Source organism: Micromonospora sp. AP08 (genome assembly GCF_008085935.1).
Lineage (GTDB): Bacteria > Actinomycetota > Actinomycetes > Mycobacteriales > Micromonosporaceae > Micromonospora > Micromonospora chersina.
This window is the reverse complement of the sequence record NZ_VSEZ01000007.1, coordinates 241290-267616: the sequence shown is the minus strand read 5'-3', so window position 1 is coordinate 267616 and position 26327 is coordinate 241290. Positions and strand designations below refer to the sequence as shown.

Below are 26327 nucleotides of genomic sequence, written 5' to 3'. Positions count from 1 at the left end.
GCGGGATCGGCTGACGAGCCCGGCGGGCGTCAGCCGGCGAGCAGGTCGTCCACGGTGCCGTCGACCGGGCGGCCCCGCGCGGTCAGCTCCTCGGCCTGGCGGGCCAGCACCGTGCCCACCTCGGTCATGTCCGCCCCGGCCAGGCCCGTGCGCCGCACCGCGTCACCCGGGTCCCGGAAGTAGGTGCGGCTGAGCAGCCCCTGCACGGTGGCCGCGGCCAGCCGGGCCTCGCCGAGCATGAGCAGCGCCTGGTCGGTCTCGTACCATTCGGCCAGCCGCAGCGCCCGGGCGTGCGCCGCGCTGCCCCGGTACCACGCCTGCCGGGCCGCGGCGGTGAACTCGGCGGGCCGGGCCCGGGCCAGCCGGGCCAGGTGCTCGTCGCGGAGGGTCCGCAGCCAGCCGGTCGGGTCGTGCAGGGCGCGGGTGGTGACGTACCGGTCGGCGGTGAGCGGCCAGAGCGCGGTGATCGCCGTGGCCTGCCGCAGGTAGTCGTCGGCGCCGGCCACGGTGAGGTCGACCAGCACACCGTCCACCCGGCGGGTGGCCGGCGACGGCCCGCCGCCCGGCCGGTAGGTGACCACGAGCAGACCCACCTCGCCGTTGCCGCCGCCGTCGTCGTCGCCGTGCGCGAGCGGGCCGTGCACCGCGACCGCGAGGACGTCCGCGGGGAACCGGCGCAGCGCCGCGTCGCTCACCCGCTCGGCGACCCGCCACCGGGGATCGTCCAGATACCGGTCGGTGTCCAGCTCGGCGCCGCTGGCGTCCACGGTCCACCTCCGTTCCGCGCGCGGGCCGCCCGGCGGTGGCCCGGCGCGCGTCGACCGACCACCACCCTAGCCAGCCGGACCGGCCCCGCCGGCTCGCCGCGCCCGTGCCTCAGGCAGCCGGCTCGCCCACCGGGACCAGCCGGAACACCCGGATCTCCCGGCCGCCGGCCCGTTCCACGTACGTGCGGTAGGCCGGCCACTCGGCGACCAGCCGGGTGAACAGCCGCTCCCGCTCCTCGCCGCTGATCGGCTCGGCGCGCACCGGGACCCGGCGACCCTTGACGTCGATCTCGGCGGCCGGCTGGGCGAGCAGGTTCAGCGACCAGGCGGGCTGGTGCTGCTGCCCCCAGTTCGAGCCGATCACCACGTACGCGTCGCCGTCCGGCACGTAGAGCAGGGGATTGCTGCGCGGCTTGCCGGAGCGGCGGCCGGTGGTGGTGAGCACGAGCGAGGGCACCAGCCCGAAGGCGACCACCCGGCCCTTCGTCAGCCGGCCGACCAGCCGGTCGGCGGGAACGAGCAGGCGCATGGTGGCGGCGAACCACTTCTGGTGACCGAGACGACGGGTGAGGGACTGCACGGCGGACACCCGCCCAGTGTGCCGGCCGCACCCCGCCCGCGACACCCCCCGACCGGTCGGAGCGGATCGAGCGCCGTCAGTCCAACCGGCGCTCCACCGGCAGCCGGGACCGGGTGAGCAGGGCCGCCCCGACCATGGCCACCACCGGCACCACCACGAGCACGGTCAGCGTCGACCCGGGCACCACCAGCGGGTACGGCGGCTCCACCGGCCAGGACTGCGCGTACCGCCGGTTGAGCGAGACCAGGATGATGGCCGCCGAGCCGAGGCCGGCCAGGATGCCGAGCACCGAGCCCAGCCCGGCGATCACCCCGGCCTGGCAGAGCGACAGCACCCGGCGTACCCGGGGATCGGCGCCGACCGCGGCGAGGGTGGACAGGTCCCGGCGGCCCTCGGCGGCGGCGAGGCCGGTCGCCACCGCGGCCGCGCCCAGGGTGATCACGCCAGCCGCGCCGGCCAGCAGGAGCAGCAGCGGGCGCTGGTCGGACGGCGGCTCGGCGGCCGCCACCTGGACCGCCAGCGGGGCGACCCCGCTCAGTTCGGCGGCCAGCCGGTCCCGCTGGCGAGCGGTGGGCGGCTCCGCGGTGTCGACCAGGTAGCCCAGCGGCGCGGCGGCCAGGCCGAGCGTGGCCGCCGCCGCGGGGGAGAGCACCAGCCGGTCCACCGGGAGGCCGCCGCGTAGCACGTACCCGGGCAGCGTGCCGTCGGCCGTCGGGGCGGTCGTTCCGTGGCTGACCTCCACGCGGACCCGGCCGTCCACCAGCTGCCGGGGGTCGGTGACCACCACCCCGCCGGCCTGGAGGGTCCGGCGGGCCGCGGCCACCTCCCCGGCCGGGGCGCCGGTGAGCGTGGGCAGCCCCGTCCCGTCGTCCACCAGGGCCGGCAGGTAGAGGTCGCTCGGCTCGCGGAACGGCCGCACGCAGCGCGGGTCGGTCCGCGCCGCGGCGTGCCCGGGTTCGACGGGGTCGTACGGGCAGCGCTGCTCGGGCGGGCGCACCGCGGTGGCGACGCAGTAGTCCTCCGGGGTCGCCTGCCGGGCGCACTCCGCGGCGGCGACCGGCACCACCGTGGCGCCCGGCAGGACCGCCCGGACCCGCTCCGCCACCTCGTCCGCGGTGGGCAGCGCGCCGGTGGTCCGCCCGTCGGTGCGCTGGAGCAGCACGTGGCCCGGGGGCAGGCCGGGCTGCCAGGCCGCCCGTTGCCGGGCGTCGTCGCTGGCCACGTAGACGCCCAGGGCCACGCTGCCGGCCACCGCCGCCATCACGGCGGAGATGGCGGGCGCGGCCGACGAGCGGTTGCGGCTGGCGTCGCGCAGCGCCAGCCGGGGCGCCAGCGGCAGCAGCCGGCCGGCCCGGGCCAGGACGCCGATCAGCGTCGGGGTGCAGAAGACCAGCCCCAGCTCGCCCAGGACCACCCCGGCCAGGACGCCGGTCGGGGCCGTCCGGGTGGCGCCGAACGCGGCCACGGCGGCGCCGGCCACGGTGAGCAGCGCCCCGAGCACCAGCCAGCGGCGGCGTGGCCGGGGCGGCTCGCGCCGGCCGGCCAGCCCGGCGACCACGTCCTGCCGGGCCGCCGCCCAGGCCGGGGCGAGCGCGGCCAGCACCCCGGCCAGCACCGCCACCACGGCGATCGCCGCCAGCGCCGCCGGGAAGACCCGGTACGCGCCGAGGCGCTGCTGGAGCAGGTACTGCTCGACCAGTGGCCGCCCGGCGAGCGCCGCGCCGGTGCCCAGCAGCAGGCCGACCACCGCCCCGCCCGCGCCGAGCACCACCCCGTCGGCGAGCACGATCCGGCGCAGGTGCGCGGCGTCCCCGCCGGCCACCGCGACGAGGGCGAGGTCCCGCCGCCGGCGGCGTACGCCCACCGCGAAGGCCGGGCCGACCAGCAGCACCACCTCCAGGAGGCCGAGCCCGCCGACCAGCACCACGTTGCCGGTCTCCTCGGCGTCGGGCAGGTCGGGGCCGGCGCCGATCTCCTCCCGGCCGGCCAGCGGGTTCCGGGCGGCCACCAGGACGCCCCGGGCGTTCAGCCGGTCGACCAGCGCCCCGTCCAGCGGCCCCGGCAGGTCGACCAGCCAGCTCTCGTCCCCGGCGCCGAGCGGCCCGGGCGGCAGCTCCGGCCGGAGCGCCACCACCTCGCCCAGGTTGTCCGGGAACTCCACCACCCCGACCACCCGGTAGGTCGTGCCCTCGACCGTCCGCACCGGCGCGTCGAGCCGGACGTCCAGCCGGCGCAACGCGGCCCGGCTGACCGCGATCTCGTCCTGGCGGGTGGGCCGCCGGCCCTCGCGCAGGGTGGCCAGCGGCCGGCTGATCGGGTCGGTCAGGTCGACGGCGCGGGCGTCGAACGAGACGTTCTTCGCGTCGATCCGCACCTCGAAGGGCACCCACCGGCGCAGCCGGGTGAGGCGGGTGCCGGCGGGCAGCAGCGCCCGCAGTTCGTCGGTCGTCGCCGGTCGGGTCCGGAACACCGGATCGCCCTCGACCGGCCAGGATCCCTCGCCCCAGGCGTCCTGGACGATCGGGCTCAGCTCGCTCCAGCGCAGCTCCGCGTCGGCGCCGCCCAGTCGCCGGTCCACCTGCTCGGCCCGGGTCAGCTCGGCCATGTCGTAGCTCGCCGCCGCGAAGCTCAGCCCGAGCACCGGCAGCGCGATCATCGCCAGCACCAGCGCCGTACGCCGGCGGGCCCGCCGGGCCTCCCGCCGCGCGATCCGCAGCGCGGCCCGCCACGACCCGAGCGTGGCGACGAGCCGGCCCCGGTTCACCGACCGCTGCCGCTGAGCAGGTGCTCGACGCCGACGAGCGGGGCCGTCGAGTCGACCAGCACCCCGTCGCGCAGGAAGACCACCCGGTCGGCCCAGCCGGCGTGCCGCGCCTCGTGCGTGACCAGCACCCCGGCCGCGCCGGCGTCGACCCGGCGGCGCAGCAGGTGCAGCACCGCCTCGCCGGCCTGCGAGTCGAGCGCGCCGGTGGGCTCGTCGGCGAGGACCAGGCGGCGCTCGCCGACCAGGGCGCGGGCGATCGCCACCCGCTGCTGCTGGCCGCCGGACATCTGGTCGGGGAACCGGTCCGCCAGCCCGGCCACGTCCACCTCGGCGAGCGCGGCCAGGGCGAGCCGGCGGGCCGCCCGGACGCCGGCGCCGTCCAGTTCCAGGGGGAGCGCCACGTTCTCCACCGCGGTGAGGCTGCCGAGCAGGTTCAGGTCCTGGAAGACGTACCCGATCCGGCGGCGGCGCAGCCGGGCCAGGTCGCGGGCGGGCAGGCCGCCGAGGGCCTCCCCCTCGACCAGCACCTCGCCGCCGGTCGGCCGGTCCAGCCCGCCGGCCAGGGCGAGCAGGGTGGACTTGCCGGAGCCGGAGGGGCCCATGACCGCCACCAGTTCGCCGGCGGCCACGGTGAGGCTCACCCCGCGCAGCGCGTGCACGGCGGCCTCCCCGGCGCCGTGGGTCCGATGCACGGCCCGCAGTTCCAGCACCCCGTTGCTCGGCTCAACTCCTGGCGTCACCGGCGGGCCTCCTCGTCGGCCCGGTCCACCGCCTCCGGGTGGGTGGCCGGCCGGCTCGGCGCCGGGCGGTGGCGGACCAGGCTGGTCTCGCAGTGGTCGAGCCAGCGGACCTCGGCCTCGGCCTGGAAGATCATCGCGTCCAGCACCAGGCGCCAGGGCAGGTCCTCCGGCTTGTCACTGGCGTACTTCAACCGGGTGAACTCCTGGAGGGCCCGCATGGTGGCGCTGCGCTGGGTCTGCACGACCGCGCGGACGTCCACGCCGGGGGTGGTGAGGGCCAGGGCCAGCTTGATCGACAGCTCGTCGCGGGGCCGGTCGGACCGGCTGATCGGGGTGGCGAACCAGAGCGCCAGGTCCGCCCGCCCGGCGTCGGTGATCTCGTACGGCCGCTGCCCGGCCTCGCTCTCCGGCAGCGAGCGGACCAGGCCGTCGCGCTCCAGCCGGGCCAGCGTCGTGTACACCTGCCCGATGTTCAGCGGCCAGGTCGACCCGGTCGACTCCTCGAACGCCGAGCGGAGCTGGTAGCCGTACATCTGGCCGCGCTCGAGCAGGGCGAGCAGGCCGTGGCGGATGGACATGGCGTGGAGTATGCATACCTGGTATGCGGTCCGCAACCGCAGGGTTCCGGCGGGTGACCAGGGCCTCCGCTCAGGTCTGGCGGCCGGGGAACGGAACGGTGACCGGCGTCACCCCGGCGGTGCGCCGCCAGCGGGTGGCCCGCAGCGCGCAGTCGGTGAGCGCCGCGAGGGCCTTGTTCCGGTCCGCCCCGGTGGTGTGCGGCAGCGCCGCGCGCCAGTGGCCGGCGGTCCGCTCCTCGATCTCCACGGCCAGCTTGAGCGCGCTCGCCCGGTCGGTGACCGGGTAGGGCAGCGCGTAGCCGGCCCGGTCGGCGGGGACCTGACCGCCGCCGGAGCTGAGCTGGAGGATGAGGGCGTCCCGTCGGGACCGGTGGGCCGCCTCGGCGGCGCGAGCGGCGGAGCGGGCCGCCTCGGTCAGGTGCACGCCGATCACCCCGTACGCCCAGATCGCCGCGTACTCGGCGGCGAGCGCGTCGCCGAGGGCCTGGGCCGGGCCGCTGGTCGGGCTCACTTCAACGCCTCCACGTGGGTCGCCCGGGCCGCCGCGATCGAGCCGAGCAGCGCGGCCCGCTCGGCGGGCGCGGCGGCGCACGCCTTCGCGGCGTTGTCCCGCCCCTCCTGCTCGGCCTGCCGCAGCTCGCTACGGACCGTGTCCGGATCGGCGGGGGCCGCCGACGGGCCGGCGGCGGGGCTCCCGGACGGGGCCGGCCGCCCGATCACCTTGCGCAGCTCCTCGGCGTGCGCCCGGTGCGCGTCGGCGATGGCTGTGAGCCGCTCGGCCAGCGCCGGGACCGCGGTGGCGGCGGCCCGGTGGCGGGCCTCCAGCGCGGTGGCCTCGGCCGCGAGCGGCTCCAGCGGATCCGGGGGTCGTGACTCGTCGCCGCGGTCGAAAAGATCACAGCCGGTCAGCGGCACGGCCGTGCCGCCGAGCGCCAGCAGCGCCCCGGCGCGCAGCAGCATCCGCCGGGAATGTCCCGGTGCGCCCTGGTCCGTTGTTGTTCTGCCCGTGGCCACCGGACAAGTCAACACCATCTCCGGCGCGCTGTGGGCCAGTGGCGTCGGTGCGCCGCCCGGGCCGCCGCCCGCCCCGCGCGTTACGCTCTGCGCAGCCACCGGGCGCGGACGCCCCGGTGGCGTGCCGGCATGGCGGGCCGACCGGCCCGCCCGGGCAGCGACACGACCGGGCCCGCGGGGGTCCGTGGCAACAGCAGAGAGGTGCGCCGAATGACGCAGCGTGGCCGTGCCACCCGGCCGACGGGGCCCTCCGGGCGCCCCCGCCGGTCCGACGGCCCCCGTGGCGCGGACCGGGGCGGCGCACCCCGCAGCGACCTGAACGCCCGCAAGGCGCGGCTGCGCGAGGTGATCGAGCCGGTGGTCACCGCCAACGGCTACGACCTGGAGGACCTCTCGGTGTCCCGCGCCGGCCGCCGGCACGTGCTCCGGGTGATCGTGGACGCCGACGGCGGGATCAACCTCGACGCGGTCGCGGACGTCTCCCGGGCGGTCTCGGCGGCGCTGGACGCCGCCGAGGAGGCCGGCGGCGACATCGTGGCCGGCGAGTACCAGCTGGAGGTCAGCTCGCCCGGCGTGGACCGCCCGCTCACCCTGCCCCGGCACTGGCGGCGCAACGCCGGCCGGCTGGTCAAGGTGACGGTCCGCGGCCCCGAGGGGGACCGGCAGGTCACCGGCCGGATCGCCGCCGCCGACGACGAGCGCGTGGCGCTGGAGACCGACGCCGGTCGCGCCGAGCACCCGTACGCCGAGCTGGGGCCCGGCCGGGTCCAGGTGGAGTTCCACCGCCTGGACGAGGTGTCCGACGAGGACTTCGGTGACGACACCGACATCGACGACGACGAAGATCTGGAGGACGAGGAGAGGTGAACATCGACCTCGCGGCGCTGCGCGCCCTGGAGCGCGAGCGGGAGATCCCGTTCGACACGATCCTCGCGGCGATCGAGACCGCGCTGCTGACCGCCTACCGGCACACCGACGGCGCCGAGCCGCACGCCCGGGTGGAGATCGACCGCAAGACCGGGGCCGCCTCGGTGTACGCCCAGGAGGTGGACGCCGACGGCAGCGTGGTCCGGGAGTGGGACGACACCCCGCACGACTTCGGCCGGATCGCCGCCATGACCGCCAAGCAGGTGATCCTCCAGCGGCTGCGGGAGGCCACCGACGAGGTGCACTTCGGCGAGTACGTCGGCCGCGACGGCGACCTGGTCACCGGTGTGGTGCAGGCGCACGAGGCGCGGGCCGAGAAGGGCATCGTCAGCGTCGACCTGGGCAAGCTGGAGGGCGTCCTGCCCCAGTCCGAGCAGGTCCCCGGCGAGCGCTACGCGCACGGCGAGCGGATCCGCTGCGTCGTGGTGCACGTGGCCAAGGGAATGCGCGGTCCGCAGATCACGTTGTCCCGGTCGCACCCGGCGCTGGTGAAGAAGCTCTTCGCCCTGGAGGTCCCGGAGATCGCCGACGGCACCGTGGAGATCGGGGCCATCGCGCGTGAGGCAGGTCACCGCACGAAGATCGCGGTGCGCTCGACCGCCCCGGGGGTCAACGCCAAGGGCGCCTGCATCGGCCCGATGGGCCAGCGGGTCCGCGCGGTGATGAGCGAACTCCACGGCGAGAAGATCGACATCATCGACTGGTCGGACGACCCGGCCACCTTCGTCGGCAACGCGCTCTCGCCGGCCAAGGCGCTGCGGGTGGAGGTCGTCGACCTGGCCAGCCGGACCGCCCGGGTGACCGTCCCGGACTTCCAGCTCTCGCTGGCCATCGGGCGGGAAGGGCAGAATGCCCGGCTCGCTGCCCGGCTGACCGGTTGGCGGATCGACATCCGCTCCGACGCCGAGCAGAGCGGGGCGCCCGGCCGGGGCGGAGCTGATCACGTTCCCGAGGCGGGCGGCGCGATCTCGAACAGCTAGGGGTAGACTTCCTCCAGTGGCACGACGCGCGCTGCCGGAGCGCACCTGTGTGGGCTGCCGGAAGCGAGCGCCGGCCAGCGAGTTGCTGCGGATGGTCGCGGTCGGGGACGAGGCTGGTCATTACAGCCTCCGGCCTGATCCGGCCCGCAGACTGCCGGGTCGGGGAGCGAACATGCACCCGGATCCGGCCTGCTTCGCGCAGGCGGTGCGGCGCCGCGCCTTCGGGCGGGCACTGCGCATCACCGGGGTCCTCGACCACGGTCCGCTCGCGGAGCACGTTGACGCGCAAACCCCGACGACCGGTCAACCCGACCGGCCGAGGGTCGCTAGCAAGGTAGGACGACCGACATGAGCACACGATGAAGTCCCTGAAATGACCAGGCTTCAAGTGCACGAGTGAGGTCGCTGCGGGTGCTGCCCGCACGACCTCGGAGTGAGGAGTGCAGTGGCAGGAAAGGCCCGCGTACACGAGCTCGCCAAGGAGCTCGGGGTCGAGAGTAAGACCGTTCTCGCCAAGCTCAAGGAGATGGGCGAGTTCGTGAAGTCCGCGTCCAGCACCGTCGAGGCGCCCGTCGCCCGACGGCTGCGTGGCGCATTCGTCGCGTCCGCCGGTGGCACCTCGGCGCCGGCCGCCCCCCCGGCGGCCGCCCCGAGCCCGGCGGCGACCCCGACGCCGACCCCGACCCCGGGCGCCCCCCGGGTCTCGGCCAAGCCGATGCCGCCCCGGCGGCCGGCCGCGCCGACCCCTGGACCGAAGCCCAAGGGCCCGGTCCCCGGCCCGCCGCAGCCGGCGACCCCGGTCGCCAAGCCGGCGAGCGCGCACGACATCGAGGTGGCGGCCGCCGAGGCGCGCGCCGCTGCCCTCAAGGCTGAGCAGGAGGCCGCGGTCAAGGCCGCGCAGGCCGCCCGCCAGCAGCAGCGGGAGAACGTCCGCCGCGAGCCCCCGACCGAGGGTGGTCCCCGTCCGGGGCCGCGTCCGGGTCCGAACGCGGCGCCGCCGCGTCCGGGTGCCCCGGGCGCCGGCCGTCCCGGTGGCCCGACCCCGGGCCCGGGTGCGCGGCCGGGCGGTCGTCCGCCGGCGCGCGGCGCCGGCAACAACCCGTTCGGCATCCAGGGTGGCCAGCAGCAGCGGCCCCCGGCCGCCGGTGCCGGCGGTCCCCGGCCGAGCCCGGCGGGCATGCCGCCGCGGCCCAGCCCGGCGTCCATGCCGCCCCGGCCCAGCCCGGCCTCCATGCCGAGCCAGCGGCCGACCACGGGTCGTCCCGGCGGTCCCGGTGGCGGTCGTGGTGGCCCCGGTGGCGGCGCTGGCCGTCCCGGTGGCGGCGGCGGTGGTTTCCGCGGCGGTCCCGGTGGCGGTGGCGGCGGCGGTGGTTTCCGCGGCGGTCCCGGTGGCGGTGGCGGCGGCGGTGGCTACCGCGGCGGTCCCGGCGGCGGCGGTGGTGCTCCCGGTGGCGGTTTCCGCCCGGGTGCCCCGGCCGGCGGCGGTGGCCGTCCGGGTGGTGGCGGTCGTGGCCGTGGCGGCGGCGCCGCGGGTGCCTTCGGGCGTCCCGGTGGCCGGCCGACCCGCGGTCGCAAGTCGAAGAAGCAGCGCAGACAGGAGTTCGACAACCTGTCGGCCCCGACCATGTCCTCGGGTGCTCCCCGGGGCCAGGGTCAGGTCGTCCGGCTGTCCCGTGGCGCCTCGCTGTCGGACTTCGCCGACAAGATCAACGCCAACCCGGGTTCGCTGGTCCAGGAGATGTTCAACCTGGGCGAGATGGTGACCGCGACCCAGTCCTGCTCCGACGACACCCTGCTGCTGCTGGGTGAGCACCTCGGCTTCGACGTGCAGATCGTCAGCCCGGAGGACGAGGACCGCGAGCTGCTCGCGCAGTTCAACATCGACCTCGACGCCGAGGTCGCGGCGGAGCGCCTGGTCAGCCGTGCGCCGGTGGTGACCGTCATGGGTCACGTCGACCACGGTAAGACCAAGCTGCTCGACGCGATCCGCAAGGCGAACGTCGTGGCCGGCGAGGCGGGTGGCATCACCCAGCACATCGGCGCCTACCAGGTCCACGTCCCGCACGAGGGCGAGGACCGCGCGGTGACCTTCATCGACACCCCGGGTCACGAGGCGTTCACCGCCATGCGTGCCCGTGGTGCCCAGGTGACGGACATCGTGATCCTGGTGGTGGCGGCCGACGACGGCGTGATGCCGCAGACCATCGAGGCGCTCAACCACGCCAAGGCGGCGGACGTGCCGATCGTGGTCGCGGTCAACAAGGTCGACAAGCCGGAGGCGAACCCGGACAAGGTCCGCCAGCAGCTGACCGAGTACGGCCTGGTCGCCGAGGAGTACGGCGGCGAGACCATGTTCGTCAACGTGGCGGCCAAGCCCGGCATCGGCATCGAGGAGCTTCTCGAGGCCGTGCTGCTGACCGCCGACGCGTCGCTGGAGCTGACCGCTCCGATCGACGGGCCGGCGCAGGGTGTCGCCATCGAGGCGCACCTGGACAAGGGCCGTGGTGCGGTGGCGACCGTGCTGGTGCAGAAGGGCACGCTCCGGGCCGGCGACTCGATCGTCGCCGGTGGAGCGCACGGCCGGGTCCGCGCCATGCTGGACGAGAACGGCAAGCCGGTCGACGAGGCCGGGCCGGCGCGTCCGGTCATGGTGCTGGGTCTGACCACGGTGCCGGGTGCGGGTGACACCTTCCTGGCCGCCGAGGACGACCGGACCGTGCGGCAGATCGCCGAGCAGCGGCAGGCGCGACGGCGGGCGGCGGCATTCGCCAACTCCCGTGGCCGGGCCACCCTCGAGACGCTCATGGAGCAGCTCAAGGAGGGCGAGAAGACCTCGCTCAACCTGGTGCTCAAGGGCGACGTCTCCGGTTCCGTGGAGGCCCTCGAGGACGCGCTGTTCAACCTCGACATCCCGGAGGAGGTCCAGCTTCGGATCATCCACCGGGGCGTGGGTGCGATCACCGAGAGCGACGTCATGCTCGCGAGCGCCTCGTCCGAGGCGGTCACGATCATCGGCTTCAACGTGCGGGCCGCCAACAAGGTCCGCGAGATCGCCGACCGCGAGGGCGTGGAGATCCGGTACTACACGGTCATCTACCAGGCCATCGAGGAGATCGACGCCGCGCTCAAGGGTCTGCTCAAGCCGGAGTACGAGGAGGTCGAGCTGGGCACCGCGGAGATCCGCGACGTCTTCCGCTCGTCCAAGATCGGCAACATCTCCGGCTGTATCGTCCGGTCCGGCCTCATCCGCCGCAACGCCAAGGCGCGGCTGCTGCGGGACGGGGCGGTCGTGGCGGACAACCTCACGATCAGCTCCCTGAAGCGGTTCAAGGACGACGCGACCGAGGTCCGCGAAGGCTTCGAGTGTGGTCTGACGCTGGGCGGTTTCAACAACGTCCAGGTCGGCGACATCATCGAGACCTTCGAGATGCGGGAGAAGCCGCGCGCCTGAGCGGTGTGAACGACGGCGACGGCCGGGGCCTGCGGGTCCCGGCCGTCGCCGTTTCCGCAGGCTGCGAGAATCTCGGGCGTGCTCAGGTACGCGCTGCTCCTCGCCCCCTCCGCCAACCGCGTCTACGCCGACGCCGCCGGCCGGCTGGCCCGCGCCGAGCTGACCGTGTTCGCCGGGTCGGGGGTGCTCGACGCGCCGCCGCTTGACGCGGCGGTGGAACGCATCGGCGGGGTGGAGTACCTGACCTTCGCCGCCCCGGAACCCGGCCTCGGCACCCGGGACCTGGCCCACCTGGCCAACCTGTCGGCGGCGTACGCGCTCTTCGAGCGGGTGGATGACGGCCTGCTCCGGCCGGTGCCGCTGCACCCCCTCGCCCGGTACGACTCCGACCTCATCACCATCCCCAAGTACGCCGGCAAGACCAACGAGCAGTTCACCCGGCTGCTGCTCAACGTCACCCTGCTGGCGTCGGCCTCGGCGCCCCGGATGCTGGACGGGCCGGTCGTGGTGCTCGACCCGCTCTGCGGCCGGGGCACCACCCTCAACCAGGCGCTCATGTACGGGTACGACGGCATCGGCGTGGAACACGACGGCAAGGACGTCGACGCGTACGCGGCGTTCCTGCGTACCTGGCTGCGCCGCAAGCGGCTCAAGCACACCGCCGAGATGGTGCCGGTGCGGCGGGACCGGAAGCTCGTGGCCCGGCGGTTCGAGGCGGTGATCGCACCGTCCCGGGACGCGCACCGGGCCGGGGCGACCCAGCGGGTCACCGTGCTCCACGCCGACACCACCCGGGCCCGCGAGGCGCTCCGGCCCCGCTGCGCCGACGTGATCGTGACCGACGCCCCGTACGGGGTGGCGCACGGCAGCCGCACCGACGCGGGGCTCTCCCGCAGCCCGCTGGACCTGCTCGGCGCCGCCGTGCCGGTCTGGCGGGAGCTGCTGCGCCCGGGCGGGGCGCTGGGGCTGTCCTGGAACACCCACGTGGCCCCGCGGGCGGCGGCCGAGGCGGTGCTGGCCGACGCCGGCCTGCGCGTTGTGGACGGGCCCGGCTGGCGGGACCTCTCACACCGGGTTGACCAGGCGATCGAGCGGGACGTGCTGGTGGCCGTCGCGCCCCACGACTAAAACGGGTGACCGGGGCGGCGCTCCTGCCGTACCGTTGCTCGCCGTGTACACCGGAACCGCGCAATTCGACCTGTTGCTCCCGGGGGACTCCCGGTCTCTGAAGGCCAAGCGGTCGTACGTCCGGCCGATCGTCGCGGCGCTCCGCCGGTTCGAGGTGTCCGTCGCCGAGGTCGGGGCGCTCGACCTGCACGGCCGGGCCCAGATCGGGGTGGCCGTGGTGGCCGCCGAGCCGGCGCACGTCCGCGAGGTGCTCGACTCCTGCGAGCGGCTGGTGGCCGCCCGTCCGGAGACCGAGCTGCTGTCGGTCCGCCGTCGCCTGCACGGCGAGGAGGACTGAGCGGACCCTCGCCGCCGGCACGGGCGGCCCTGCGCGGGGGCGGCGATCGCGCGGGTAATGTTCGGGATGTTGGGCGGTCGGACCCGGCGGCGCCCGTGCCGTCCGTCTCCGGCCGACGGCTCCCGGTGGCGGGGCGTCAGTCGCGCCGGGCCGGAGCCGTCGTAGCAGGCACGAAGCCCTGGAGGTGGGGGACATGACGGATCCGGCCAAGGTACGCCGGCACGCGGAGCGCATCCGTGAACTGGTCGCGTCGGTGGTGCGGAGCCAGATCAAGGACCCCCGGCTCGGGATGATCACCATCACCGACGCCCGGATCACCGCCGATCTCCGCGACGCCACCGTCTTCTACACCGTGCTCGGCGACGCGGCGGCCCAGGCCAGCACCGCGGCCGCGCTGGAGAGCGCCAAGGGCATGCTCCGCAGCACCGTCGGCAAGGCGCTCGGGCTGCGCCACTCGCCGACCCTGACCTTCGTCCTCGACGACGTGCAGGACCAGGTCAAGCACATCGACGACCTGCTGGCGGCGGCCCGCAACGCCGACGCCGAGGTCCAGCGCCTGGCCGCCAAGGCCCAGTACGCGGGCGAGCCCCAGCCGTACCGGGTGGAGGACGAGGACACCGACGAGGTCGAGGCCGCCGACACCGAGGACGACGAGCCGCGCGGCGGCGACCGCCGGTGACCGGTTCCGCCGCGGGCGGGCCGCCGGCCGGTGCCGGCCCGACCGACACCGACTGGGCGGCCGCCGTCGCGGCGGTACGCGGGCTCCCCGCCACGGCGCGGGTGCTGCTCATCTGCCACGTCAACCCGGACGGCGACGCCCTGGGCAGCATGCTCGGCTTCGGGTTGGGCCTGCGCCGGCTCGGCGTACGCCAACTCCAGGCGACCTTCCCCGGCCCGCCGGAGGTGCCCGAGCCGTTCCGCTGGCTGCCCGGATCCGACCTGCTCGTGGCGCAGGACGACGCGTACCCGGATCCGGACCTGGTGATCTGCTTCGACGCGGCGAGCGAGTCCCGGCTGGGCGACCTGGTCGACCGGCTGGACAAGGCGGGCACCGCGCTGGTGCTGGACCACCACGCCTCGAACACCGGGTTCGGCGGCATCCACCTCGTGGACCCGCACGCGGCGGCCACCTCGGTGGTCGCGCTCGGCCTGCTGGACCGGCTCGGGGTGGCGCTGGACGCGGAGATCGCGGCCTGCCTCTACGTGGCCCTGAGCACCGACACCGGCTCGTTCCGCTTCGAGGCCACCACGCCGGCCGTGCACGAGCTGGCGGCCCGGCTGCTGGCCACCGGGATCCGGCCGGGGGAGATCTCCCGGCGGATCTTCGACACCCGGCCCTTCGGCGCGGTCCGCCTCTTCGGCGAGGTGCTGGGCCGGGCCCGGCTGGAGCCGGCGGCCGCCGCCGGGCACGGGCTGGTCTGGACCTACGCCACCCGCGACGACCTGGCCCGGCACGACCAGCCGGCGTACGTGCTGGAGGCCCTGATCGACTCGGTGCGCTGCACCGCCGAGGCGGACGTGAGCTGCGTGGTCAAGCAGGCCGGCGACGCCGAGTGGGCGGTCTCGCTGCGCAGCAAGGGCGCGGTCGACGTGAGCCGGGTGGCCACGGTGCTCGGCGGCGGCGGCCACCGGTTCGCGGCCGGGTTCACCGGACGGGGCACGGTCGACGAGGTGGTCGAGCGCATCCGCGCCGAGCTGTCCGGCGCCCTGCTGCCCGCCTGACCCACCCCGGTTCGGGGTCGGAACCGGGGATTACTCCGGGGCGTGCCGGTCTTCCCGCGCTCCGTGACGCTGGGGACAATCGGGTGATGGATCACCCCCGTGAGCTCACCGTCGAGGCGCCCCGGGCCTGGGACCGCCCGGTCGTCTCCGTGCCGGTGCTGATCTGCCTCTCGCTGGTCGGCGGGCAGCTGCCGTCCTTCTCCGCGGCGGCCAACCTGTACACCCTGGGCACCGGCGGGGCGTTGATCTGGGTCGGTCTGAGCAACCGGGTGCCGCCCCGGCGGCCGGCGCCGCGACGGTTGCCGCCCGGCGCGCTCTGGTGGCTGCTGCCGGTCACCGTGTTCGGGGTGTTCGAGGGGGCCACGTTCGTGCTGTCGGTGGGGGACGAGTTCCCCACCTTCTCCCGGTTGGCCGACCCGCTGCTGGAGGAGCATCTGGTCCGCTCGGCGGCCTGGTTCGCCTGGCTGACCGCGTTCTGGGGGCTGGTCCGCCGATGATGCGCGCCCTGGCGATCGGCGGCTTCCTGGCCGCGCTGCTGCTCTTCGCGGCCGTCGAGTGGGCCGCCCGGCGGGAGGGCTCCCGGATCCCGTCCCTGGCCGACGTCTGCGCCTTCGTGATGCGGTACGAGGTCGGCCCGGTACCGGTGGGCCGGATCGGCCTGTTCGGGTTCTGGTGGTGGCTGGGCTGGCACTTCCTGGCCCGCTGAACGGCCGCCCGTCCCGTTCCCGGCTGTCCGTATCGCGGGAACAGTGGGCAGCATCTGGAAAGTGAACGTTAATTTGGGTGGGGGCCGGCGCTTCGGCGCTGGTCATGGGCGGTGGTGCCACACCCGGTGCCCCCTCCCTCCAGGGTCAGACCGACCCGGGCTCACGCTGCCAGGGAGCCGCTCCGGTGATCCCGGACCGCTGCCGGCGCTCAGCAGACCGACGGCTTCACGTCGCGGCGCGGTGGACGCGCCGTGCGGGAGGGTCGGACGCCCCGTAGGGCCGCCGTGTGCCGGTGGTCCGCACCCTGGAAGGGAACTCCCATGGCGACCAAGCGCAAGCCGCAGACCGAGAACTCCACCGACGAGGCGCGCGAGCAGATGCGCCGCGCTCTGCAGACCTCGATGGACACCCGTCAGTGACGGTGGCCGCCCGGCGGTGACGCCGCACCAACGACGTCACCGCCGGCTGACCCCTCCCTCCCTTCCCGCGCCGCCGCCTTGATCATGAGGTTGGCGGCGTTCGTCGTCTCCGGAGCTGCCGCCAACTTCATGATCGACCGGGAGGGGCGGCCGGGCCGGTAAGTAGTGGGTGGGGTTGCGTACCTTACGGGAGCGTGCCAGGATCGGCGGCGATGAGTCAGACTGTCGCGCCTGCCGCTTCGTCCGCCACGGCCCGGCGGATCGCCGCGCTCGCCCTGCCGGCCCTCGTGGTGCTCGCCGCCGAGCCGCTCTACGTGCTTGTCGACACCGCCGTCGTCGGGCACCTGGGCCGGATTCCGCTCGCCGCGCTCGCCGTCGGCGGCACCGTGCTGACGCTGACCGCCTGGCTCGGCACCGTCGTCGCGTACGGCACCACGGGGCGGTCGGCCCGGCGGTTCGGCGCGGGGGATCGGGCCGCGGCCGTGGCCGAGGGCGTGCAGGCGTCCTGGCTCGCCCTGACCGTCGGCGTGCTGGTGGCGCTCGCCATCCAGGTCGGGGGCGGCTGGCTGGCCCGTACCCTCGTGGGCGGCCCCGGTGAGGTGGCCGACGCCGCCGCGACCTGGCTGCGGATCGCGGCGCTCGGCGCGCCCGGCCTGCTGCTCGCGGCGGCCGGCAACGGCTGGCTGCGCGGCATCCAGGACACCCGCCGGCCGCTGCTGTTCGTGCTCGGCCCCAACCTGCTCTCGGCGCTGCTCTGCCCGCTGCTGGTCTACCCGGCCGGGCTCGGCCTGGCCGGCTCGGCGGTGGCCAACGCCGTGGCGCAGACCATCTCGGGCGGCCTCTTCGCGGCGGCCCTGGTCCGCGAGCGGGTCCCGCTGCGCCCCCGGCCCCGGCTCATCGGCCAGCAGTTGGCGCTCAGCCGCGACCTGCTCATCCGGGGCGTCGCCTTCCAGGCCAGCTTCCTGTCGGCGACCGCCGTGGCGGCCCGGTTCGGCGCCGCCGCGGTCGGCGCGCACCAGATCGCCGTACAACTCTGGTTCTTCACCGCCCTGGTGCTCGACGCCCTGGCGATCGCCGCGCAGTCCCTGATCGGTGCGGCGCTCGGCGCCGGGGAGGCCGCCGCGGCGCGCGCGCTCGCCCGGCGGATCGCCCTGCTCGGCGGCCTCTGCGGCGTGGCGTTCGCGGTGCTCATCGCCGCTGGCGCCGGGCTGGTGCCGTCGTGGTTCAGCTCCGATCCGCAGGTGCGCGAGCAGGCCATGGTCGCCTGGCCCTGGTTCGTGGCGCTCCAGCCGATCGGCGGCGTGGTGTTCGCCCTCGACGGCGTGCTGATCGGCGCGGGGGACGTCCGCTACCTGCGCAACCTCACCATCGTGGCGGCGCTGGGCGGCTTCCTGCCGGCCATCTGGCTGGCCTACGGGCTCGACCTCGGGCTGGGCGGGATCTGGGCCGGGCTGACCCTGTTCGTGGTGCTCCGGCTGGTCGCCCTGCTGCTGCGGCTGCGCTCCGGCGGCTGGGCGGTGGTCGGCGCGGTCCGCTGACCGGCTTCGCCAGCCCTCGGCGCCGAGGGTCAGATCTCGTGTTGCCTGATCTTGTGGAACAGGTAGAGCGTGCCGACCACCAGGACGGTGGCCACGACGGCCACCACCACGAAGGACGCGATCGCGGAGACCACCGGGTGCCGCTCGCTGAACCGGGTGCGCCCCCGCCACGCCCAGAGCCGGCGCCGCGCCGCCGCCAGCGCCGGCACGCCGTCGACGAGGTCCGAGAGGCGGCGGCCGAGGGTGCGCCGCGGCGGCTCCGGGTTCCGCATCCAGTCGGGCAGGTCGACCCGGGGACGGTGCTGGTGCGACGGCGGGGTGGTGCTCATCCGGGACTCCTGGGGGCTACGAGGGGGGTTGCGGCAGTGTGCCGCACCGGAGCCTCCCGCGCGACCCCGCTCAGCAGGTGTCCGGGAGGTCCAGCGTCGCGGCGGGGTCGAAGACCGCGTCCAGGTCCGGGCCGTCGGAACTGTGGGTACCCAGGTTGAGCAGGCCCTTGTCGTACGCCGCGCAGTCGACGTTGGCGGCGTACGAGTTCGCGTCCTCGATCCAGAGCCCGGTCGAACTGCTCTCGACGTCGTCGGGATGCGGCACGCTCCAGACCACGGTGTCATGCACGACGACCAGCGCGTCGCCCGGCACCGTGCTGGTGGTGCGGAAGGCGTACGACCAGACGAAGTTGGTGGTCACCGCCAGGATGCGGATGCCCTCGTCGTCCTTTGTGGCGCGGTAGCTGATCCGACCCTGCACCCTGGGCTGGTCGGCGGTGAGCCGGGCGCCGGGCGCCACCCGGGTGGCGTACGCGGCGAAGGTGTCGGACGCGAAGGCCTTGCGCAGGCCGGCGCGGGCGTCCCGGGCGAACTGCCGGACCAGCGGCTCCGGGTCGTCGCCGGTCATGAACTGGCGGTCCAGCCGCGCGGTCACCAGGACCTTCCGCACCTTCGCCAGCGCTGCCGCCACCTGCTTCTCGGTGAACGGGCCGGTCCGCTTCGCGGCCGGCAGGACGATCCCCGCCTGCCCCTGCGGGAACCCGGCGGCCGGGGTGCCGTCGAAGGGGCCGGACGCCCGGGCTGGCGCCGCGGACGTGGCGGCCGGCGCGGCGGACGTGGGGGACGGTGCGCCGGCCGGCGGGCCGAACGTCGGGAACACCACCGGCCGCCCGCGCGCCGACGGCATCGACACCAGGACGGCCCCGCCGACCACCCCGACGAAGGCGAGCAGCAGCAGCGCCGTCACGCCGGTCAGCAGCGAGCCGGAGTGCCGGCCCCGCCAACTCCGGGGGCCGCCGTCGCGCCCCGGACCGGCCGCGCCGGGCGGCGGATGGCGCGGCCACTGCGGCGCCGCCGGCGGTCCGGGCCGGTGGCCGGGCGTGGGGGCGGGATGGCGCGGTGGTGTGGAGTCCGGCCGTTCGTCGGTCATCGCGGCCCCCCGAGTCAGGAGTGGGCGAGATGTCAGTGAGTGTCCCACCTTGTCGCCCGACGCGGTAGCCCTCGGCTCCCTCAGCAGGGCTGGAACGAGCCGGGACCGCCCAACCACGGGTACACCGCGAGGAAGCCCTCCGCGAGCCGGGAGCACTCCACGTTGCTGGTGCTCGCCTGCGCCGAGACCAGCCAGAGCCCTCGCTGCGCGGCGGGCAGCCCGTCCGACCGGGGGACCTGCCAGACGACCTCGTCGCGGATCGCCGCCAGACCCGCCTGGCCGGGCGTGGTGCGCGGCACGTCGAACGCGTACACCCAGACGTACGCGGTGGTGATCTCCAGCACCGGGACACCGTCCTCGGTCCTGGTGGCCCGGTAGCGGATCGTGCCCCGGGCCCTGATCTCCTCGGCCCCCTCACCGGAGCCGATCCGGGTGGCGTAGTGCACGAAGCTGTTGTCCTCGAAGTCGTGCGCCAACTGCTGGCGGGCGTCCGGCGCGAGGAGGGCCAGGAAGGGCTCCGGGTCGCCGACGAGCATGTTCAGATCGAGGCGGGCCGCCGCGAGCGCCTTGCGGACCTGGGTCAGGGCCGCGGCCACCTCCGTGGCGGTGAACGGTCCGGCAGCGGTGGCCCGGGGCAGCGTGAGCGACTTCTCGCCGACCGCGAAGTCAGCCGCGGCGCTCCCGGCGAAGAGGTCCCGCGGCTCGCCGACCTGGCTCAGCGGCACCGGAGACGGCGTGGGAGAGCCCGTCGTCCGGGCGGTGCCCGCCCGGACCCGGTCGACCGTGACGTGACCAAGCGTGGCCGTGGCGCCGAGGAGTGCCAGCGCGAGCAGTACGACAAAGGCGACGTGGCGCCTGCCGCGCTGCCGGGACCACGCAAGCCGGATGCGTTCCCCGCGGGTCAGCGGCGTCGCCGCGTCCTCGCCGGTCATCCAGCCCGGCAGCCGGACGGCCTCACCGCGGGTGGCGACGTCGTATCGGTTCGGCACCACCGGTGGGGTGGTCTCGTCCTCGGCGGTCATGTGGCATCCCTAGGTGTGTGTGGAGAGGTTGGCGGCGTGCCGGAACGGGGCCGACGTCGCGACCCCGTGCTGCGGGGGTGGGCTCAGCAGGTGTCCGGGATGTCGAGGGTGCGGTCGGGGTCGAAGACGGCCTCCGGGTCCGGGTCCCCCGGTCCGCCGTAGGTGGGGCTGCCCAGGTCCAGCAGGCCCTTGTCGTAGGCCGCGCAGTCGATGTTGGAGCTGTACGAGTCGGCCTTCTCGATCCAGAGCCCGTTGGAGCCGCTCCGCACGTCGCCGGGGTGCGGCACACTCCAGACGACCGTGTCGTGCACCACGACCACCCCGTCGCCGGGCAGCCCGCCGGTGGTGTGGAAGGCGTACGCCCAGACGAAGTTGCTGGTGATCTCCAGGATGCGGATGCCCTCGGCGTCCTTCGTGGCCTGGTAGCTGATCCGCCCCTTCACCCGCGGCGGGTCCGCGGTGATCCGTGCTCCGGGCGCCAGCCGGGTGGCGTAGGTGGCGAAGACGGCGGAGGTGAAGTCCTTGCGCAGGTCGGCTCGGGCGTCCGGCGCGAACTGCCGCAGCAGCCGGTCCGGATCCTTCGAGGTGATGAACGTCCGGTCCAGCCGGGCGGTCACCAGCGCCTTGCGGACCTTGGCCAACGCGGCGGCCACCTGCTTCTCCGTGAACGGCCCGGTCCGTTTCGCGGCGGGCAGGGCGATCCCCGCCGCCCCCTCCGGGAAGTCGGCGGCCGGCGTGCCGTCGAAGGCGCCGGCCGCCGGGGGTGGCGACGCCGACGTCACGGCCTGCTCGCCGATCGGCTGGCTGATCGTGGGGTACGCCGCCGGCCCTTCCGCCCAGCGCCGGACGCCCAGGTAGCCGCCCGTGGCGACCAGCCCGAAGAAGACGAGCGCCAGCAGGGCCGCGACGCCGCCGAGCAGCTTGCCCGAGTGGTCGGCCAGCCGGACGCGCCACCGGTCGGAGCGGTCCGGCTCGACGGCCGTGGCCGGCTGGCGGAGCCAGTCGGGGACGGTCCCCAGCCCGTCGTCGGGCGGGTACGGCTGGTCGGGACGGCCGGGTCGGGGGGCGGGTGCGTGCTCGGTCATCTCGGTTTCCCAGGTCTTGGGGCGGGTCGGCCGGGCGCCGGGGTCGAGCCGCGGTGGCTCGGGGGTGAGGTCGTCGCTGCCCGTCGTGCTTCCCGGCAGGACGCATGATCTTGACATCCGGCTCGATCAGGGCGGTATCCCCCGCAGGGCCGATCACGGCCGTCTGGCAGGCTTTGCGGTCGTGAGCACAGACGGTCTGATCGTGGTCGACAAGCCCGGCGGCATGACGTCGCACGACGTGGTGGCCCGGATCCGGCGGCTGGCCCGGACCCGACGGGTGGGGCACGGCGGCACGCTGGACCCGATGGCCACCGGCGTGCTGGTGATCGGGGTGGGCCGGGCCACCCGGCTGCTCACCTACGTGATCGGCGCCGGCAAGAGCTACACCGCGACGATCCGGCTCGGCCAGGCGACGGTCACCGACGACGCCGAGGGCGACGTGATCGCCAGCACCCCGGCCGGCGCGGTCACCGACGAGGCCATCCGCGCCGCGCTCGCCGCGCTCACCGGCGAGATCGACCAGGTGCCCAGCGCGGTCAGCGCCATCAAGATCGACGGGCAGCGGGCATACAAGCGGGTGCGCGAGGGCGAGAGCGTCGAGCTGCCCGCCCGGCGGGTCACCATCTCCCGGCTGGACGTGCTGGCGGTCCGCCGCGACACCCCGGACGTGGTGGACGTGGACGTGGACGTGACCTGCTCGTCGGGGACGTACATCCGGGCCATCGCCCGGGACGCGGGCCTGGCGCTCGGGGTCGGCGGCCACCTCACCGCGCTGCGCCGCACCGCGGTCGGCGGGTTCACCCTGGCCGAGGCGGCCACCCTCGACGCGCTGGAGCAGCGCGCGCCCGACGTGGTGAACCTGCCGCTGGACGCGGCCGCCGGCCGGTTCTTCCCGCGCCGGGAGGCCACGCCCGAGGAGGCCAAGGTGCTCTCCCACGGCGGGCCGCTGGACCCGGCCGGCATCGCCGGGCCGTACGCGGTCTTCGGCCCGGACGGCGGGCTGATCGCTATCGTCAGCGAGCGGGACGGCCGGGCCCGCGCGGAGATCGTGCTGGCCCCCGCCTGAACGGCGCGTGGGCGGACAGGGGAGGAGCGGCATGCAGCGGTGGCGGGGGTACGAGGCGGCGCCCGGCGGCTGGGGGCGTTCGGTGGTCACCATCGGCGTCTTCGACGGGGTGCACAAGGGCCACCAGGCCACCATCGGCCACGCCGTGGCGCGTGCCCGGGAGCTGGGCGTCAAGTCCGTGGTGGTGACGTTCGACCCGCACCCGGCCGAGGTGGTGCGCCCCGGCTCGCACCCGGCTGTGCTCACCGAGCCGGCCCGCAAGGCGGAGCTGATCGAGGCGCTCGGCGTCGACGTGCTCTGCGTGGTGCCGTTCACCCCGGAGTTCTCCCGGCTGCCGGCCGAGGCGTTCGTGCACGACATCCTGGTCGAGCACCTGCACGCCGCGCTCGTGGTGGTCGGCGCCAACTTCCGGTTCGGGCACCGGGCGGCCGGAGACGTGGCGCTGCTGGAGCGGCTGGGCCGCACCTTCGGCTTCGGCGTGGAGGGCGCCCCGCTGGTCGCGGAGGCGGGCACGGTCTTCTCCTCCACGTACATCCGCTCCTGCGTCGACGCGGGCGACGTGGCCGCGGCGGCCGCCGCGCTGGGCCGCCCGCACCGGGTCGAGGGTGTGGTGGTCCGCGGCGACCAGCGCGGGCGTGAGCTGGGCTATCCGACCGCGAACCTGCTGACCCACCGGTACGCGGCGGTCCCCGCCGACGGGGTGTACGCGGCCCGGCTGGTGCGCCGCGGTGGGGAGCCCCTGGCGGCGGCGGTCTCGATCGGCACCAACCCGACCTTCTCCGGCCGCGAGCGCCGGGTGGAGGCGTACGCGCTGGACTTCACCGGCGACCTGTACGGCGAGCGGCTGGCCCTGGACTTCGTGGCGCACCTGCGGGAACAACGGACGTACGACGCGATCGAGCCGTTGGTGGCCCAGATCGCCGAGGACGTCGAGCGGACCCGCCGGGCGGTCTGCTGAGCGCTTCGCGGCCCTTCACCGGGCGCTTCCCCGCCGGGCTGGTAGTCTTGGGGGGACGTCGGCTGACCGACGTGGGGCCTCGCGTGCCTGCACGACGCCGCGGGTGCGAGGAACCGGTCCGTTTCCCGGTCACTCCGACCGATCCGACGGACCTCATCGAACGTTCCACGAAACAGGGAGAACATGGCGCTCGACCAGGAAGCCAAGGCCAAGATCCGCGCGGAGTACGCGACCGCCGAGGGCGACACCGGTTCGCCGGAGGTGCAGGTCGCGGTCCTCACCAAGCGGATCGCCGAGCTCACCGAGCACCTGAAGGTGCACAAGCACGACCACCACAGCCGCCGCGGGCTGCTGCTGCTGGTCGGCCGTCGCCGCCGGCTGCTCAACTACGTCCAGAAGAAGGACATCAACCGCTACCGGTCGCTCATCGAGCGACTCGGCCTGCGCCGATGACGTGACGGGGGAGTGGCCACTCGGCCGCTCCCCCGTTCCGGTACCACCGAAGAACCCGGCCGCGCGACAACCCGAGAGGGAGCCGGTCAGCACCGGTCTCCGGTAGTGGCCCCCGGGAATCCCGGCATGATGCCGGCCACCCGGGCGCTTCGATCGAAGACCGGCCGCCTGAGCAGTTCCCCGTGTCGTGGGCCGACGACGCGAAGGAGCACCACAGCACATGACCGAGACCAACCTCGGCACCGAATCCCGCACCGCCGTGATCGACAACGGGTCGTTCGGCACCCGCGAGATCACCTTCTCCACCGGCCGACTGGCCCGCCAGGCCGCCGGCTCCGTCATCGCCCAGCTCGGCGAGACGGTCGTCCTCTCCGCCACCACCGCCGGCAAGCAGCCCCGGGAGCAGTTCGACTTCTTCCCGCTGACCGTCGACGTCGAGGAGCGGATGTACGCCGCGGGCCGCATCCCCGGCTCGTTCTTCCGCCGCGAGGGCCGGCCCAGCGAGGACGCCATCCTCACCTGCCGGCTGATCGACCGGCCGCTGCGCCCGTCGTTCGTCAAGGGCCTGCGCAACGAGGTTCAGGTCGTCGAGACCGTGCTGGCCCTCGACCCGCAGCACCCGTACGACGTGGTGGCCATCAACGCCGCCTCCATGTCCACCAAGCTCTCCGGCCTGCCGTTCTCCGGCCCGATCGGTGCGACCCGGGTCGCGCACGTCGACGGCCAGTGGGTCGCCTTCCCGACCCTGGAGGAGCTGGCCCGCGCCACCTTCGACATGGTCGTGGCCGGCCGGGCGCTGCCCGACGGCGACGTCGCGATCATGATGGTCGAGGCCGAGGCGACGCCGCACGCCGTGGGCCTGATCGCCGACGGCGCCACCGCCCCGACCGAGGAGATCGTGGCCAGCGGCCTGGAGGCCGCCAAGCCCGCGATCCGCGAGCTGTGCCGCGCGCAGAGCGAGCTGGCCGAGGTGGCCGCCAAGCCCGTCGCCGAGTTCCCGGTCTTCCTGGACTACCAGGACGACGTGTACGAGGCGGTGGCCGACGTGGCCCGCGCCGAGGTGGCCGAGGCTCTCAAGATCGCCGGCAAGGCCGACCGCGAGGAGGCCCTGGACCGGGTCAAGGCCAAGGTCGCCGAGGAGCTCGGCGGTCGCTTCGAGGGCCGCGAGAAGGAGCTCTCCGCCGCCTTCCGGTCGCTGACCAAGTCCGAGGTGCGCAACCGGGTGCTGCGCGAGCAGGTCCGCATCGACGGCCGGGGCCCGCGCGACATCCGCCCGCTGACCGCCGAGGTCGGCGTGCTGCCGCGGGTGCACGGCTCGGCGCTGTTCGAGCGGGGCGAGACCCAGATCCTGGGCGTCACCACGCTGAACATGCTGCGCATGGAGCAGATGGTGGACACGCTGTCCCCCGAGAACCGCAAGCGCTACATGCACAACTACAACTTCCCGCCGTACTCGACCGGTGAGACCGGCCGGGTCGGCTCGCCGAAGCGGCGCGAGATCGGCCACGGCGCGCTGGCCGAGCGGGCGCTCATCCCGGTGCTGCCGTCGCGCGAGGAGTTCCCGTACGCGATCCGGCAGGTCTCCGAGGCCCTCGGCTCCAACGGCTCCACCTCGATGGGCTCGGTCTGCGCCTCGACGCTGGGCCTGCTCTCGGCCGGTGTGCCGCTGAAGGCGCCGGTCGCCGGGATCGCCATGGGCCTCATCTCCGACGAGGTCGACGGCAAGACCCAGTACGTGACGCTGACCGACATCCTCGGCGCCGAGGACGCGTTCGGTGACATGGACTTCAAGGTCGCCGGCACCCGGGACTTCGTCACCGCGCTCCAGCTCGACACCAAGCTCGACGGCATCCCGTCGGACGTGCTGGCCGCCGCGCTCCAGCAGGCGAACGAGGCCCGGCAGACGATCCTCGACGTGATGCAGCGGGCCATCGAGGCGCCGGCCGAGATGTCGGACTACGCCCCGCGGGTCACCACCGTGAAGATCCCGGTCGACAAGATCGGCATGGTGATCGGCCCGAAGGGCCAGACCATCAACGCCATCCAGGACGAGACCGGCGCCGAGATCTCCATCGAGGACGACGGCACCATCTACGTCGGCGCGACCAACGGGCCGTCGGCCCAGGCCGCGGTCGAGCGGATCAACGCGATCGCCAACCCGACGCTGCCGAAGATCGGCGACCGGTTCCTCGGCACCGTGGTGAAGACCGCCGCGTTCGGCGCCTTCATCTCGCTGCTCCCGGGCCGCGACGGCCTGCTGCACATCTCCAAGGTGGGCGACGGCAAGCGGGTCGAGAAGGTCGAGGACTTCCTCAACGTCGGCGACAAGGTCGAGGTCGAGATCGCCGACATCGACCAGCGCGGCAAGATCTACCTGGACAAGGTCCGCCCGGAGGGCGCCGAGGCGCCGGCCGCCGAGGAGGCCGCCGCCGGCGAGCGTCCGGCCGGCCGGGACCGCGGCGGCGACCGTGGCCCGCGGGACCGCGGCGACCGCGAGCGCGGCGGCGAGCGTGGCGGCCGGGGCCCGGAGCGTGGCGAGGGCGGCGGCGAGGGCGGCGGCGACGGCCGTCCGCGGCGCCGGACCCGGCACAGCTGATCCACCGACCGGCCGGGTGACGCCCACGGCGTCACCCGGCCGGCTTCGTTCGTCACCCCCCGCACCACCCACCCCT

General features: G+C 75.1%; 26 protein-coding genes. 15 read left to right on the top strand and 11 right to left on the bottom strand.

Features of this window, described 5'->3' with window-relative positions:
- Positions 1-29 precede the first annotated feature (29 nt).
- The 7 genes from FXF50_RS14905 to FXF50_RS14875 form a co-directional block, all read right to left on the bottom strand.
- Positions 30-767: a nucleotidyltransferase domain-containing protein gene (locus FXF50_RS14905; protein WP_148428220.1), complete on the bottom strand. Its 738-nt coding sequence runs from the start codon at positions 765-767 to the stop codon at positions 30-32.
- 109 nt (positions 768-876) lie between these two features.
- On the bottom strand, positions 877-1356 hold the full coding sequence (locus FXF50_RS14900) for a nitroreductase family deazaflavin-dependent oxidoreductase (protein ID WP_148428219.1): 480 nt from the start codon (positions 1354-1356) through the stop codon (positions 877-879).
- A gap of 67 nt (positions 1357-1423) precedes the next feature.
- Positions 1424-4111 carry an FtsX-like permease family protein gene (locus tag FXF50_RS14895; protein WP_148428217.1) on the bottom strand — a complete coding sequence of 896 codons (2688 nt, stop codon included), beginning with the start codon at positions 4109-4111 and terminating at the stop codon, positions 1424-1426.
- Complete coding sequence (locus FXF50_RS14890; protein ID WP_148428214.1) at positions 4108-4851, bottom strand: ABC transporter ATP-binding protein; 744 nt, start codon at positions 4849-4851, stop codon at positions 4108-4110. Before FXF50_RS14890 ends, FXF50_RS14895 begins: the two co-directional genes overlap by 4 nt.
- On the bottom strand, positions 4848-5429 hold the full coding sequence (locus FXF50_RS14885) for a PadR family transcriptional regulator (protein WP_148428212.1): 582 nt from the start codon (positions 5427-5429) through the stop codon (positions 4848-4850). Before FXF50_RS14885 ends, FXF50_RS14890 begins: the two co-directional genes overlap by 4 nt.
- 70 nt (positions 5430-5499) lie before the next feature.
- Positions 5500-5940: a ferritin-like domain-containing protein gene (locus tag FXF50_RS14880; protein ID WP_148428210.1), complete on the bottom strand. Its 441-nt coding sequence runs from the start codon at positions 5938-5940 to the stop codon at positions 5500-5502.
- Complete coding sequence (locus FXF50_RS14875) at positions 5937-6386, bottom strand: hypothetical protein (RefSeq protein ID WP_187399681.1); 450 nt, start codon at positions 6384-6386, stop codon at positions 5937-5939. The genes FXF50_RS14880 and FXF50_RS14875 overlap by 4 nt, the downstream gene beginning before the upstream one ends.
- A gap of 267 nt (positions 6387-6653) precedes the next feature.
- Between FXF50_RS14875 and rimP the strand changes: the two genes are divergently transcribed.
- The 11 genes from rimP to FXF50_RS14820 all read left to right on the top strand — a co-directional run bounded on the left by rimP (position 6654) and on the right by FXF50_RS14820 (position 17652).
- Complete coding sequence (gene rimP / locus FXF50_RS14870; protein ID WP_148428208.1) at positions 6654-7310, top strand: ribosome maturation factor RimP; 657 nt, start codon at positions 6654-6656, stop codon at positions 7308-7310.
- Positions 7307-8350 (top strand): transcription termination factor NusA, encoded by a 1044-nt coding sequence (gene nusA / locus FXF50_RS14865; RefSeq protein WP_148428206.1) that lies wholly within the window; start codon positions 7307-7309, stop codon positions 8348-8350. Before rimP ends, nusA begins: the two co-directional genes overlap by 4 nt.
- 16 nt (positions 8351-8366) lie before the next feature.
- Positions 8367-8702: a YlxR family protein gene (locus FXF50_RS14860; protein ID WP_091312207.1), complete on the top strand. Its 336-nt coding sequence runs from the start codon at positions 8367-8369 to the stop codon at positions 8700-8702.
- A gap of 93 nt (positions 8703-8795) precedes the next feature.
- Positions 8796-11801, top strand: coding sequence for a translation initiation factor IF-2 (gene infB, locus FXF50_RS14855; protein ID WP_148428204.1), 3006 nt, complete (start codon positions 8796-8798; stop codon positions 11799-11801).
- Positions 11802-11879: 78 nt separating this feature from the next.
- Positions 11880-12929, top strand: coding sequence for a TRM11 family methyltransferase (locus FXF50_RS14850; protein ID WP_148428203.1), 1050 nt, complete (start codon positions 11880-11882; stop codon positions 12927-12929).
- Between the two features lie 43 nt (positions 12930-12972).
- Positions 12973-13266, top strand: coding sequence for a DUF503 domain-containing protein (locus FXF50_RS14845; RefSeq protein WP_148428201.1), 294 nt, complete (start codon positions 12973-12975; stop codon positions 13264-13266).
- Positions 13267-13459: 193 nt separating this feature from the next.
- A complete protein-coding gene (rbfA, locus tag FXF50_RS14840; RefSeq protein ID WP_148428199.1) occupies positions 13460-13945 on the top strand; it encodes a 30S ribosome-binding factor RbfA in 486 nt (161 codons plus the stop codon).
- Positions 13942-14988: a bifunctional oligoribonuclease/PAP phosphatase NrnA gene (locus tag FXF50_RS14835; protein ID WP_148428197.1), complete on the top strand. Its 1047-nt coding sequence runs from the start codon at positions 13942-13944 to the stop codon at positions 14986-14988. Before rbfA ends, FXF50_RS14835 begins: the two co-directional genes overlap by 4 nt.
- A gap of 86 nt (positions 14989-15074) precedes the next feature.
- On the top strand, positions 15075-15485 hold the full coding sequence (locus FXF50_RS14830; protein ID WP_148428195.1) for a hypothetical protein: 411 nt from the start codon (positions 15075-15077) through the stop codon (positions 15483-15485).
- Positions 15485-15694, top strand: coding sequence for a DUF6186 family protein (locus FXF50_RS14825; RefSeq protein ID WP_172968016.1), 210 nt, complete (start codon positions 15485-15487; stop codon positions 15692-15694). The genes FXF50_RS14830 and FXF50_RS14825 overlap by 1 nt, the downstream gene beginning before the upstream one ends.
- A 632-nt stretch (positions 15695-16326) precedes the next feature.
- Entirely contained in the window at positions 16327-17652 is a 1326-nt protein-coding gene (locus tag FXF50_RS14820) for an MATE family efflux transporter (RefSeq protein ID WP_148428193.1), read from the top strand.
- Positions 17653-17681: 29 nt separating this feature from the next.
- Here FXF50_RS14820 and FXF50_RS14815 read toward each other — a convergent pair whose 3' ends face one another.
- The 4 genes from FXF50_RS14815 to FXF50_RS14800 form a co-directional block, all read right to left on the bottom strand.
- Positions 17682-17981 (bottom strand): hypothetical protein, encoded by a 300-nt coding sequence (locus FXF50_RS14815; protein ID WP_148428191.1) that lies wholly within the window; start codon positions 17979-17981, stop codon positions 17682-17684.
- Positions 17982-18051: 70 nt separating this feature from the next.
- The gene (locus FXF50_RS14810) at positions 18052-19071 is read right to left on the bottom strand and encodes a hypothetical protein (protein ID WP_148428189.1); all 1020 of its coding nucleotides are present in this window, start codon (positions 19069-19071) and stop codon (positions 18052-18054) included.
- Between the two features lie 80 nt (positions 19072-19151).
- Complete coding sequence (locus FXF50_RS14805) at positions 19152-20093, bottom strand: hypothetical protein (protein WP_148428187.1); 942 nt, start codon at positions 20091-20093, stop codon at positions 19152-19154.
- An 83-nt stretch (positions 20094-20176) separates the two neighbouring features.
- A complete protein-coding gene (locus FXF50_RS14800; protein WP_148428186.1) occupies positions 20177-21178 on the bottom strand; it encodes a hypothetical protein in 1002 nt (333 codons plus the stop codon).
- A gap of 181 nt (positions 21179-21359) precedes the next feature.
- Here FXF50_RS14800 and truB point away from each other — a divergent pair, with 181 nt between their 5' ends.
- The 4 genes from truB to FXF50_RS14780 all read left to right on the top strand — a co-directional run bounded on the left by truB (position 21360) and on the right by FXF50_RS14780 (position 26251).
- Complete coding sequence (gene truB, locus FXF50_RS14795) at positions 21360-22244, top strand: tRNA pseudouridine(55) synthase TruB (RefSeq protein WP_148428184.1); 885 nt, start codon at positions 21360-21362, stop codon at positions 22242-22244.
- 31 nt (positions 22245-22275) lie between these two features.
- Positions 22276-23202 carry a bifunctional riboflavin kinase/FAD synthetase gene (locus tag FXF50_RS14790; protein ID WP_148428182.1) on the top strand — a complete coding sequence of 309 codons (927 nt, stop codon included), beginning with the start codon at positions 22276-22278 and terminating at the stop codon, positions 23200-23202.
- Between the two features lie 183 nt (positions 23203-23385).
- Complete coding sequence (gene rpsO, locus FXF50_RS14785) at positions 23386-23655, top strand: 30S ribosomal protein S15 (protein WP_043962418.1); 270 nt, start codon at positions 23386-23388, stop codon at positions 23653-23655.
- A 220-nt stretch (positions 23656-23875) separates the two neighbouring features.
- Complete coding sequence (locus FXF50_RS14780) at positions 23876-26251, top strand: polyribonucleotide nucleotidyltransferase (RefSeq protein ID WP_148428180.1); 2376 nt, start codon at positions 23876-23878, stop codon at positions 26249-26251.
- Positions 26252-26327 lie beyond the last annotated feature (76 nt).